Below are 12,599 nucleotides of genomic sequence, written 5' to 3' on the forward strand. Positions count from 1 at the left end.
ATCGACTCAATCATACCGAAAATAAAAGAGCGAATGTTATCTGCAAAAAGAAAGCTTAGATTCTTTGCGATTTCAACAAAAAAAGCACTGTTTGTACTGACCCCAAAAAGTTAGACAAGTAATTTAAGTGAAGGATTTAGTTCTGTATTTCACAGGACTAATGTAAGTGGCTCATTTGGACTATCCTCCTGTTTTGTTTTGTCACTTACAGTATAGTCCTTTTAGGCTTTTCTTGTATTTTGAGTTTAACTAGCACCACGGGTATTATTTTTCCTTTTACTTACCAGATAGAAGTTAAAACTTAATTGAAAAGAACCATTTAATTTAACTAATGAGAGAAATTTTCGAAAAAAAATTAACAGACTGAAGAGACTGAGGTAATTAGGAATCGGTAAACAGTCCATCTCTGATTACGAAAAACAAAAAAGCTATCCTACCTTTGCAAATTTGGATAAGATAGCAGAATATTTTAATGCAACTCCAACCCAACTCTTTGGAACGAGTAAAGAGATTGAGTTAGAAAAGAGTGTTCTTGAATCTAATGAATACTCTGATAAAGTAAGTGAAATCTTAAAAGCTGTTAAATACATCGAGCATTTCCTACATACTGATGGACAGTACTTAGAGGATTTACTTTACCTAACAAGAGGCAACCAACTATACACNTTTGCAAATTTGGATAAGATAGCAGAATATTTTAATGCAACTCCAACCCAACTCTTTGGAACGAGTAAAGAGATTGAGTTAGAAAAGAGTGTTCTTGAATCTAATGAATACTCTGATAAAGTAAGTGAAATCTTAAAAGCTGTTAAATACATCGAGCATTTCCTACATACTGATGGACAGTACTTAGAGGATTTACTTTACCTAACAAGAGGCAACCAACTATACACAGAAGATGGAAAAGAGTTGTATATTGATCCAACTTCTCAGAAAAGAACACTTCATACCCAATATGAACCTGGTTTTATTGAAGCAAGAGATAAATCTCCACTAGAACTCTTAATTGAAAATAAGGAGCTATTAGATTAAATAAAAAAAGCGAGTTTTAGGCTCGCTTTTTCTATTGTATAATCTTATTCTTCAGTTCTTCCGGTTGCTTAGTTGCATTGAACTCAACTCGTTTTGTTGTTCCATCTTTCTCAGTATGATAATAACTTGAATGTTTCAACACCCATTCTTTATTACCAATCATCAAACACTCCGCCTGTAAGTTGGTACATGAGGTAAATGTGTCCAAGGTTTTTACAATTCGCGCCACATGAAATTATTTAAGCATCTCCTTTTCTCTCATTACCATTTTCTGTTATAATAAATTGTACTTCTAGAATAGAAAGGACTTAAGATGACAACTCTTATTAAACATAAACGTGTAGAATTTTCAGAACTATTTTATGACCTAGTGTTTGTTTTTGCAATTTCAAAAGCAACTGCTTTAATTCACCCTCTTCATAGCGGTGTTGTGGCTTGGGATTCTTTACTTGATTTCTTCATCTCTGTCATGGTTATCATCAATTCCTGGATGATTCAAACCATTTATACCAATCGCTATGGAACAAACTCGTTATTTAACATGGTAATCATGTTTATCAACATGGGACTTATGCTCTTTATGTCCAATATGATTGGATACAATTGGCAACAATGGTTCTATTATACCTGTTGGGCTGTTGGTACATTGACCCTTACCTTATTTTTTCAATATTTGGTTGAGTTTTTTAGAGAATCAACCGATAATACTGATCGGGAAAGTATCAAAGGTTTTCTATGGTTAACAGGTCTAGGAAGTTTAGGAGTCTATCTGGCAGCTCTTTTTCCTATTTACGTTGGAGTCTATATCTTTATTGCTAGTATTCTGCTAACATTTATTGTGCCAATTTTCTTGATTACTAAAGATGAGCATTTCCAGGTAAATCTTCCCCATTTAATCGAGCGCGTCTCCCTTCTTGTCATTATTACGTTTGGAGAGATGGTTGTTGGGCTAGCTAGCTTCTTTACAGTCGAGAATTTCTCGATTTATTCGGTTCTCAATTTCGTTATCATGCTTTCCCTGTTCTTGTTTTATTTTGGCGAATTTGACCATGCTATTGATGAAGGATCTAGTCAAAAGGGATTATTTGTAATTTATAGTCACTATCCTATTTTCATCGGGCTTATGTTGATGACAGTTTCGATGGGTTATCTCCTGAATCCCGAGGCTAATCTTCTCGTTGCAATCAGCTTCTTTTATATCGGAATTGGCCTCTTCCAAGCTGCTGTCCTAGCAAATGGGCCCTATAACAAAAACTATCTTCGCTATCCGAGAAGTTACTACTGTGCTCAAGCGACACTCTATCTGGTTGCCTTGATTCTCTCTTTGCTTTTCGCTTCTAATCCTATAACAGTGTTGAGTATTGCAACCATCTTCGCTCTAGCTATAGCCATTCATTTTATTTATTTTTATGTGACACAGAATAAAAAATATTCCAAATCTAACTGGGGGTTCTTTTAATGAGTTTATAACATAAAAAAGCTTTGGGAACCAAGGCTTTATATGATATCAATCACCGACCACGAAAATGTTTAGCTTACAGAACTGCTAGTGAAGCTCTAGAGGATGAGTTCGAGTAAATGTTGCACTTATTCTTGCAATTTATCATTTACTTGATGCACGAACTCGATATTTTTTTCGTTAATTTGTTTTTGCCCCACTTTTGCCCCATTTTTAAATCCTGACATTGAAAATACCTAAAAGTATTTCCCTAAAATCAGCTATATTTCAACATTTTTGTTTATTTTCAATATGAAAAGTTCTTACAAATCCATGCAGGGGGCATAGAAAGTATGACTAAAAAGCCTTGGAATCCAAGGCTTTTTCATTATTTTACAAATTTTTGTCTCATTATCCGTACAATAAAAAGACTTCAAACCATTGTTTTGGATCAATAGTTTGAAGTCTTTTTTACTTTATTGATTTCAAAAAAGTTGTACTTTCTTCGATGTGTCTTACATCATGCCGCCCATCATGCTTGGGTCCATAGCTGGTGCTGCTGGCGCAGGTTCTGGCCTATTGGCCACAACTGCTTCTGTTGTCAAAATTAGACTAGCAACTGAAGCGGCATTTTGCAGGGCTGAGCGCGTCACCTTAACTGGGTCAATGATTCCAGCTTCAATCATGTTCACCCATTCGCCAGTCGCTGCGTTAAAGCCTGTACCAGCTTCAGAGTTTTTCAGGCGGTCGATGATGATAGAGCCTTCAAAACCAGCATTCAAAGCGATTTGACGGACAGGCTCTTCCAAAGCGCGGAGGACGATGTTCCGGCCAGTCGCTTCATCGCCTGTTAAGTCAAGGTCAGCTACTGCATCTAATACGCTAACAAAGGCTGTACCACCACCTGACACGATCCCTTCTTCTACTGCGGCACGAGTCGCATTAAGGGCATCTTCAATGCGGAGTTTCATTTCTTTAAGTTCGGTTTCGGTTGCAGCACCGACCTTAATCACAGCTACACCACCGGACAATTTAGCCAGACGTTCTTGCAATTTTTCTTTATCAAACTCAGAAGTTGTACTTTCGATTTGCGATTTAATAACGGCCACACGGTTAGCAATGGCTTCTGGATTACCAGAGCCTTCCACAATCACAGTGCTATCCTTGTCAACAGTTACTTTAGAAGCTTGTCCAAGCGCTTCAATGGTCGCATCTTTGAGCTCCAGACCAAGGTCTTCTGTAATCACTGTACCACCAGTCAAGATGGCAATGTCTTCCAACATAGCCTTGCGACGGTCACCGAAACCTGGTGCTTTAACAGCCACGACATTAAAGGTACCACGAATCTTGTTAAGAACCAGTGTTGGCAGAGCTTCACCATCCACATCATCTGCAATGATCAAGAGCGGACGGTTGGTTTTCAAAATACTTTCCAACAATGGCAAAATCTCTTGAATGTTAGAAATTTTCTTGTCTGTAATCAAGATATAAGGGTTGTCCAGATCAGCCACCATTTTTTCGCTATCCGTCACCATGTATTGAGACAGGTAGCCACGGTCAAACTGCATTCCTTCTACGACATCCAGCTCTGTTTCCATCCCTTTGGACTCTTCGATGGTGATAACGCCATCGTTGCCAACTTTTTCCATAGCTTCAGAGATGTACTCGCCGACTTTCTCGCTGCGAGAAGATACGGCAGCAACCTGAGCAATTGCTTCCTTGTTAGAAACTGGAATCGCAGTTTCTTTCAGAGCGCTGACAGCAGTCGCAACTGCTGCTTCAATTCCGCGGCGGATACCGATTGGGTTGGCACCCGCAGTCACGTTTTTAATCCCTTCTCGGACGATAGCTTGGGTCAAGACAGTAGCAGTCGTTGTTCCGTCTCCAGCGATATCATTGGTTTTTGAAGCCACTTCTGACACTAGCTTAGCACCCATATTTTCAAAATGGTCTTCCAGTTCGATTTCCTTGGCAATGGTCACACCGTCATTGGTGATGAGGGGTGAACCAAAAGATTTTTCCAAAACGACATTGCGACCTTTAGGGCCCAAGGTTACCTTGACAGTATCTGCTAGAATATCCACACCACGAACCATTGCGCTGCGTGCATCTGATGAAAATTTAATATCTTTTGCCATTTTTAAACCTCTTTCTTAGATTTTTACTCCACAATTGCAAGAATGCTTGCTTCCCCAACAACCAAGAATTTCTCATCTTGATCTTTGACTTCAATGCCAGCATGACTTTCAACTAAAACCTTATCACCTGGCTTGACACTTGGTGCAACCAACTCTCCGTTCAACGTACGGATTCCTTGGCCAACTGCAATAACTTTTGCTTCTTTTGTCGCGTCCTGTCCTGCACCAGCAATGACAAAGCCACCAACTTTCTGTTCTTTTTCTTCTACTTTTAAGACCACACGGTCACCTAATGGTTTTAACATCTTTTTCCTCCAAAGATTGAATTTTAGCACTCTATGACATCGAGTGCTAATCTATAGTTATTATTTTATCACTTGGTCAGAAATAGTCAAGAAAAAACTTTGCCGAATGACAAAGTTTTTGGGGAAATTAATTGGAAACATTATTGAGCTAACTTCAGTTTCTCTTCAAAATCATCAATCACTTTTTGCAGATTTAGTCTACCCTTGTAGATGCCATAGCCAAAGACCAGCATGACAAGAATTCCCAAAATAGCTAAGATGACTCCTACGATAAACAGAAGCAGATTAGTTCGATGAAAGAGATAAATCAGGACAAAACCGATACTGGCAATGGTAAAGAAAAGACTAAACCAGCGTCCGAGATTTTCAATCATATGCTTCTGGTATTGAATTTCTGTTTCATAGCCTTGAATCAATTCTTGTTCTGTCATGATTTTTCCTCTTTTTCTTAATATTGGAGACCTGGGTTAAAGAAGCCAGCCAGTACTCCAAGAAAGGCGATAACAACCAGAATGAGCATCACTTTGATTGGAGAAAGGTTCTTCTTGGCCATGAGCCACCAGCAAAATACGATAAAAACAGCTGTTAAGAGACCTGGGTAAACACCGTCTAATTTATCTTGTAAGACAAGGTAAGGCTCTTTTTCACCCGGATTGGTCAATTGGAAGGCAGTTTTGATAGGTACCCAAGTTGCTGCAACAGCACCGATAACCATTCCGCCGACAATCCCAACAGATTTACGGATAGCTTGCCCTTGTTCTCCTACTAGAAATTCAACGGCCTTGTCTCCCAATTCATAGCCTTTAAAGTAAGCGAAACGCATACCGAAATAAGCCAGCAGATTCCAAACTAGGATATAGAAGATGGCACCGACAGGTGAGCCTCCATTTGAAAGCCCCATTGAAATCCCTAAAATAACTGGAATCAAGGTTCCAACGATCAGAGAGTCACCGATACCAGCAACCGGCCCCATCAAGCCAGCCCGAAGTCCGTTGATGGTTTCGTCATTTACTGCTTCTGCACCATTGGCACGCGCTTCTTCCAAACCAGCTGTGATCCCAACGACCAGAGTACCCAGCTGAGGTTCCGTGTTGAAGAAGGCTGTATAAGTGTGCATAGAACGCGCTTGCTCTTCTTTTGTATCGTACAATTCTTCCACGATTGGTAGCATAGAAGTCAAGTAACCAAAAGTCTGCATGTGCTCTTGAGAGAAGCAGGTCAAGTGACCATAGTACCAGTGGTGGAATGATTTGGTCAGTGTTTTTTTAGATATTTTTTTAGTTGCCATCTTAGATATCCTCCTCGTCATCATCGTCAAAATCACCTACTGCCACAGCACTAGCTTTGACATTTTTCGCCATCTGTACTTCATAGAAGAGCAGGGCAAAGATCAGTGATACAACTGCACTAGACACAAGGTTGAGGCCAAGTGAGGCAGCCAAGGTAAAGCCAACGAAGAATGGGACAAAGTCTGTCACTTTTTCAACGATTTGTTTCAAGAGAATCGCAATACCGACACATGGGAGGAGAGAACCTACTGTGAAGAGGGTTTTCATTGGTAGACCATCCATTGGGAGGGCATCTTTCAGAGCTGTAACAGCATCAGCACCGTAACGGCAAAGAATTAATGTTGGCAAAAAAGAGAAGAGGAAGTGGGAAACCCAAGGCAGATACCAGTCAACTGCATACAATTTTTTGTATGCTCCCTGTTCGACTGCTTTCCAGCCCATGTGTTGCCATACCAAGTTCATCGTTGCTGTTCCGTAGAAGAGAACAGTTCCCAGCGTACCAACCAGCACACCCATTGATTTTGCAAAGTCAGCAGCCTGCTGAGCATCTGAAATCCCTTGTGACTTGATCGCAACCATTGCCAAAGGAATACCGATATAAGAAACTGCACGGACATCGGCCGAAACAGTACCGCCAGGGGTTACCAGCGCGATATACACCAACTGCATGGCTACCCCACAGATAATACCGAGGCTCACATCTCCTAAAATCAAACCACAGACGAGGCCTCCGACAAGCGGACGTCCAAGTGTATAGTTACCAATACTTGAGCCACCCATACCCGGCATAGAGGATAAACTAGCAAAGATACCGAGTATTGCGGCTTGCAACCAAGAAATTGTCATAATCTTTCTCCTTTAAGTAAGATCGAGCAGGAGCTCAGTTCCAACTCCTTCAAACAGACCCTGCCCCGCAAGGCTATCGAAAGTCCAAAACCTTGTCCTGCTTAACTTCTGCTCCTGTTTAAAAACCAAATTTAGATTTGAAATCGCTCCAGTAACCGATGGAAACGTCTGGAAGCAGCTGGAATTTCACCTTGTAACCTGCTTTTTCAATCGCTTCAATCGCTTCCGCTTCTTCTTGCGTGATGGATTGATTGTTGCCCAGCTTGACAGCTCCTGGACGGTCATTGGCTGGTCCGACGATGATTTCTTTGACATTACCTGGCACAAATCCTTGGTCCACCAAGATTTCTTTCATATCAATCGGATTTTTGGTAATCAAGAAATAGCGGCTGTCAGATTCAGTTACCTTGCCAGATTTTTCCTTGAAGGCTTCCTTAGTCCAAACGAAAGTTTTCTTGTCAGAAGCCCCTTTGTAGGCTTGAATCAAGACTTTGTTGCTGGCTGCTGCATCATTGACTGCAATCAGCCCATCGCAAGGATATTCCTTAGCCCAACGAGTGACAGTTTGACCGTGGATCATGCGGTCGTCAATCCGTACAAATGTTACTACCATTTTGAATCTCCTATCTAAGTTAGTAAATGAATAACTTTTTAAATGTCGTCGTCTTCCTCATCATCGTCTGATGAAACTTCAAACTCCTGCAAGGCTGCCGTCGCTTCTGAAAGAATCGTTTGAGCAAGGTCTTTGCCTTCCAGCATGTCCTTCATCACAAGGCCAGTGAGCCCCATCGTCAGATTCAGCCCTCCAAGAATGACTGCCGAATCCAATTTGCCTAATTCTGCTAGGACACTAGCCGCTGTGGTCAAAGGACTGCCTCCGACAATATCGGCTAAAACCAAGACTGAATCATCTGCTTCTAAACCTGCCAAGGCTTGACGGAAATCGAGAGCAAAATCATCGACTGATTTTCCCTCTTTCAGACCCATAGCGATGATTTGGTCTGTTTTATCACCAGCAAACATCTTCAAGGAGCTTTGTACGCCTTCAGCTAGCCCCCCATGACTGACCAGTACAAGATATTTCATCTTTCCTGCCTCCTTATTTTCTTGATTCTATTGTACACAAAATGAAATCGCTTCCCTATTGTCAAATGTCACTTTGAAAAGATGACAAATGTGAGTTTAGATGTGACAAATGTCATATTGGTCTAGTCACCCGTGGCTTTTTTTCTGACTTAATTAGAAATAAAAAAGAAAGCAGAAAATTATCTGCTTTCTATTTCTCTTTGAATGCTCGGCAAGGCACTGTCAATCTCTTGATTTCCCAGAGCTTCCTTAATCAAATAATCAAGCCTTTCCAAGGTCTGCCGATCGACTTCTTGTCCAATATCTATGATAGAACGCTCCATCATACTATCTAGCCTCTCAGAAGTCAGAGAATCCAAGCCGAAGTCATCTGCCTGCAGAATTTTTCTGGTTTGTTGACTTTTCACAACAGAGGGCAAGACTGAAGTTCCCTGCGATTTTTCAAACAAGGCCTGCTGGCTCTCTTTGTCCTGTGACAACAAGAGCATAAATTCCCAAGCCAGCTTCTCTTGCTTGGTGTTGGAAGACATGCCAAAGAGGGAAGTCTTGACCTGAGTTCCCATCACCTTGCTATTGGCTGTCGGCATCGGGATACAGGTCCAAGAAAAGCTAGAATACTTGGCAACATGGTATGGGTAGGGCTTGTAGGTCCGATACTGGGCCAGACTCATAGGATAGAAGGCCACCCGCCCCTCATCAAAGTCATGAGAAGTCACCTTATAGTGCTGGCTGAGCATATCTAGCTTGCTCATAAAGGCCAAGGCTTGGTGCATATCTGGGCTGTCTACATTGATACCGGATTTATCGGTCAAATGGCCGCCGTAAGCTACCAGAGCTTGCTGCCAAGTGTAATCTGTAATACCATACTGATCTACCACGCCATCGCCATTGGTATCCTTGGTTACTTTCTTGCAAATCTCATAGAAATCCGCCAGGGTCCAACCTGACTCAGGAATGCTGATTCCTTCTTTTTCAAGCAGGTCCTTATTGACACACATCATGATAGGATTGCTCTCAACTGGAAGAGCATAGCTGACTCCCTGATATTGCCCAGCTTCATAAGCGACGGGATAAAAGGCTGCCCGTTCATCATCCGTTAAAAGGGTATCCAAGGATTTGAGGGCACCAGCAGAAGCCAACATGCTAAAGTCATTTTCTGGCACCATGAAAAGATCTGGCTGTTCGCCTTTTAAAACCTGTTCTGCCAGCCAGTCAGCATAATTCTTCTTGGGAATCCCGCTTTCGTAGACGACTTTGACATGGGGATGCGTCTTTTCAAACTTTTTAATCAGGGTGTCCAAGACCTTGTTTTCACGACTATTTGGAACATCCCAGCTAGAGCCCGCATAGACACCGATGTGTAGGACTTTTTCATGACTAGACGACCAAAGTGCAAAGCTTAAAATACCTGAAACAAAAACCAAAACAAGAACAACCAAATGTCTAAGTCGCCACTTCATTTGTCACTTCCCTTGCTAAAGTCTCGCTGGGTGACTCCGGTCTGCACGGCCCAGATAGCCAGCTGAGTCCGGTCACGCAGATTCAGTTTAGATAGAATCCCTGATAAGTAGTTGCGCACGGTTCCTTCCGACAGATAAAGCTTGGCTGCAATCTCCTTATTAGAAATTCCAAAGCCAATCTGCTGGATAATCTTCCACTCTGTCTGGCTCATGTCCTCTACATTTTCCTCTGACACCGTGATAGCAAAGTTGGACTGGGCCATCTGTGAAAAGATTTTGAAAACCTTGGTGGCAATATTGGGATTGATCATAGCTCCGCCTCGATAGACTGTCTGAATGGCTTCGTAGAGCTCTTCTGTCGAGACCCCTTTGAGAATATAGCCAGACGCGCCGTATTTGAGAGCAGAAAAGATAAATTCATCGTCATCAAAGGTCGTCAGAATGATAATCTTAACATCCGGATACTGTTCCTTGACAGCCTTGGTACAGAGTACACCGTCCATGATCGGCATGCGGATATCCATCAAAATTACATCTGGGCGTACCCGATGAAGCTTTTCCAGAACTTCCTTGCCGTCTCCAACTGTCCCAACTACCTCGATGTCAGCATGAGCGGACAGGATGATTTGCAGAGACTCACGAATCAAGGCCTGATCGTCTGCAATTAAAACTTTAATCATTCCAACCTCCTATTTTAGGGATTTCAATGTAGGTATAGAAGCCCTCTCGATTTTCAAAATGAACCTTCCCACCGATAATAGCCAACCGTTCCTGCATTTGCTTCAGACCATAGCCATAGTGCAATTCATCAAACCCTACACCATCATCTCGAATGGTCATAATATAATTTTCTTTTTCTAACAACTCAATCCAAACGGTCTTGGCGTGCCCGTGACGCACAGAATTGGTCATTGATTCCTGAACGATGCGAAACACAATATCTTCTTTGGCAATATCTAAATCGATCGTATCCCATTCATAGAGAAAATGGATATCCAAGTTGGAAATGGCTTCATACTCTCGAATAATCTTTAACAAAGCCTCTTTCAGACTATTATTCTCCAAAGTTCCCGGCCGCATTTTATTGAGTGAACCTCGGACATCCCGAATCCCGTCACGAACGACGACTGAGACATTGTTGAGCTGCTCTTTGGCCCGCTCGGTATCAATGTCTACTAGTACCTTGATCGCATCAATTCCCGCTGAGATACCCGTCAAAGCATGCCCCAGTGTATCATGAATCTCACGGGCAATCCGCTTTCTTTCTCGGTCTTCAGCAATTTTTTCTGATAAGGCTAGATAGCTGTTCAACTCCCGATTGGCCTGAGAAGCCATGCGGAGTTCCTCCTCAATTCGGTGCCGCTCTGTAATCGCCGACATGATATAAAAGAGCAAGGAAATCATAAAAACAACAATATTGAGGGAGAAAAGAAAGTTCTTACCAAAAAGCAGTAGCAAACGTATAGATTCTGGATAAAAACGAATATAGGTATCCAATGAAGGCAGTTTAACAAAGAGTGACAGCAGGTCGTAGTTTGACAATAGCAACATACTGAAACTCAAGATAATAAAGGAAAACCAGTATTTTTTGTCCTTGGAGGCATTGAACTCTTTGGAGCCATAGAAAATATCTGCAAAGACGAGAAGAATCAGCCCATTGTAAGACGAATGCAGGGCAGTAAAGATGACCAGCATTAGCAAAATCTCAATCATGGTCACCTTATCATAAACGGATAGCTGATTGGGGTGCTTTTCCCGATAGTACATCACCAGCAATAGACAAGCATAAAAGATAATGGAAATCAGAAAAGTGAAACTGGGAGATCCTGGAATGGCATCTAAGCGTTCCAAAAGCGAGTGACTGAAGCCTCTTGTCACGGCATAATTAGTTGCAAAGAGGTAAATCGAAGCATTATAGACAATGGCTATAAAATTGATGACCATCAGAGCTATTTTACTGTAAAAAATGCTTTTGTTTGGTTTCATTACTGCCACCCTGTAACTGTATACTCGCTGATATTGTCCTTGTTTATCAAGCGGACTGGTATCAAATACTGTCTATCACAGGACTTCTTTTCCCGCAACAGCTCAATCACTTCTGCCACCTTTCGTCCCATCTGAATAGGCGACTGGGCCACTGTTCCTTGAATGTCGTTCGTATTGGCTAAAAAATTCTTAATATCTGGAGAAGCGTCAACTCCATAAATATAAATTTTTTCTGTGACACCTTGATCTTTGATTGCTGCCAAGGCACCGATTGCAGCACGATCATTAAGAGCCATGACGACGTTAAATTCTAAGCCATTATCCAAGGCATTTTTGACCTGGGGCATGCTTTCTTCGGTCTGTCCCAAAGTCTCCAGCTGAGAAACGATTCTATAGCTGGGATGGCCCTTGATAGTATCCAGAAAGCCCTGTAGCCGATCCATAGCTGAGATGGCATTCTGGTGTTCAAGTAAGAGAATATCTGCCTCAGAAAGCCGACCCATCATATCTTTAGCAATCAAAACTCCCGCTTGATAGTTATCCGACACGATAGTCGTATCAACGGCTACTTGCTTACTCATTGGCGCATCTACCACGATAATGCGGATGCCAGCTTTTTTAGCAGCATTCAAAGCCCTGATAATATCTGGACTATCACTCTTTACTGGGTTGATGACGATGACATCCACTTTCTCTTTGATAAAATAAGCAATTTGCTGACTCTGCTTTTTCTCATCCAATTCCGAATCACGAACATAGAGCCGACTCCCCTGTTGATTGGTTTTTTTCTCCAATTCAGCATTCAAGGTTTGATAAAAATCATTGTTCATGGTCATATAGGTTGCCCCGATTTTCATTTGATTGCTATCGGGCATGCTAGCCTTAGAATAAATAAAAGTAAGGCAACAGATTACCAGCACAAAAATAGACCAGAGAGCACATTTCTGGCAAGTCTGAATCCTCTTTTTTCCCTTACTCGATCTCATTCCCATCTCCTAGACACCTATACTTATTAACAG

Annotated in this window: 12 protein-coding genes and 2 pseudogenes; 3 read left to right on the top strand and 11 right to left on the bottom strand. The window is 41.7% G+C overall.

Features of this window, described 5'->3' with window-relative positions:
• Positions 1-402: 402 nt before the first annotated feature.
• The 3 genes and pseudogenes from FZ954_RS12175 to FZ954_RS07025 all read left to right on the top strand — a co-directional run.
• Positions 403-450, top strand: a pseudogene (locus FZ954_RS12175) (hypothetical protein); the annotation flags it as partial.
• A gap of 216 nt (positions 451-666) precedes the next feature.
• Positions 667-1,032: pseudogene (locus FZ954_RS12180) on the top strand (XRE family transcriptional regulator); the annotation flags it as partial.
• A gap of 313 nt (positions 1,033-1,345) precedes the next feature.
• Positions 1,346-2,491 carry a low temperature requirement protein A gene (locus tag FZ954_RS07025; protein WP_060553848.1) on the top strand — a complete coding sequence of 382 codons (1,146 nt, stop codon included), beginning with the start codon at positions 1,346-1,348 and terminating at the stop codon, positions 2,489-2,491.
• A gap of 494 nt (positions 2,492-2,985) precedes the next feature.
• Here FZ954_RS07025 and groL read toward each other — a convergent pair whose 3' ends face one another.
• From groL to FZ954_RS07090, 11 genes are all read right to left on the bottom strand, one after another.
• Positions 2,986-4,608 (bottom strand): chaperonin GroEL, encoded by a 1,623-nt coding sequence (gene groL, locus FZ954_RS07035; protein WP_148877857.1) that lies wholly within the window; start codon positions 4,606-4,608, stop codon positions 2,986-2,988.
• 23 nt (positions 4,609-4,631) lie between these two features.
• The gene (groES, locus tag FZ954_RS07040; RefSeq protein WP_048766103.1) at positions 4,632-4,913 is read right to left on the bottom strand and encodes a co-chaperone GroES; all 282 of its coding nucleotides are present in this window, start codon (positions 4,911-4,913) and stop codon (positions 4,632-4,634) included.
• 140 nt (positions 4,914-5,053) lie between these two features.
• Positions 5,054-5,344, bottom strand: coding sequence for a hypothetical protein (locus FZ954_RS07050; protein WP_005591588.1), 291 nt, complete (start codon positions 5,342-5,344; stop codon positions 5,054-5,056).
• Between the two features lie 17 nt (positions 5,345-5,361).
• Positions 5,362-6,201: a PTS system mannose/fructose/sorbose family transporter subunit IID gene (locus tag FZ954_RS07055; RefSeq protein ID WP_039975565.1), complete on the bottom strand. Its 840-nt coding sequence runs from the start codon at positions 6,199-6,201 to the stop codon at positions 5,362-5,364.
• Position 6,202: 1 nt separating this feature from the next.
• The gene (locus FZ954_RS07060; RefSeq protein ID WP_148877858.1) at positions 6,203-7,048 is read right to left on the bottom strand and encodes a PTS sugar transporter subunit IIC; all 846 of its coding nucleotides are present in this window, start codon (positions 7,046-7,048) and stop codon (positions 6,203-6,205) included.
• A 118-nt stretch (positions 7,049-7,166) separates the two neighbouring features.
• Positions 7,167-7,661 (bottom strand): PTS sugar transporter subunit IIB, encoded by a 495-nt coding sequence (locus FZ954_RS07065; RefSeq protein WP_125382829.1) that lies wholly within the window; start codon positions 7,659-7,661, stop codon positions 7,167-7,169.
• A 38-nt stretch (positions 7,662-7,699) separates the two neighbouring features.
• On the bottom strand, positions 7,700-8,134 hold the full coding sequence (locus FZ954_RS07070; RefSeq protein ID WP_148877859.1) for a PTS sugar transporter subunit IIA: 435 nt from the start codon (positions 8,132-8,134) through the stop codon (positions 7,700-7,702).
• 179 nt (positions 8,135-8,313) lie between these two features.
• Positions 8,314-9,594, bottom strand: coding sequence for an ABC transporter substrate-binding protein (locus tag FZ954_RS07075; protein WP_148877860.1), 1,281 nt, complete (start codon positions 9,592-9,594; stop codon positions 8,314-8,316).
• Positions 9,591-10,274 (bottom strand): response regulator transcription factor, encoded by a 684-nt coding sequence (locus FZ954_RS07080; protein ID WP_148877861.1) that lies wholly within the window; start codon positions 10,272-10,274, stop codon positions 9,591-9,593. Before FZ954_RS07080 ends, FZ954_RS07075 begins: the two co-directional genes overlap by 4 nt.
• Complete coding sequence (locus FZ954_RS07085; protein WP_148877862.1) at positions 10,267-11,580, bottom strand: sensor histidine kinase; 1,314 nt, start codon at positions 11,578-11,580, stop codon at positions 10,267-10,269. Before FZ954_RS07085 ends, FZ954_RS07080 begins: the two co-directional genes overlap by 8 nt.
• Complete coding sequence (locus FZ954_RS07090) at positions 11,580-12,566, bottom strand: substrate-binding domain-containing protein (RefSeq protein ID WP_148877863.1); 987 nt, start codon at positions 12,564-12,566, stop codon at positions 11,580-11,582. Before FZ954_RS07090 ends, FZ954_RS07085 begins: the two co-directional genes overlap by 1 nt.
• Positions 12,567-12,599 lie beyond the last annotated feature (33 nt).

The organism is Streptococcus sp. Marseille-P7375 (assembly GCF_902460365.1).
Lineage (GTDB): Bacteria > Bacillota > Bacilli > Lactobacillales > Streptococcaceae > Streptococcus > Streptococcus cristatus_I.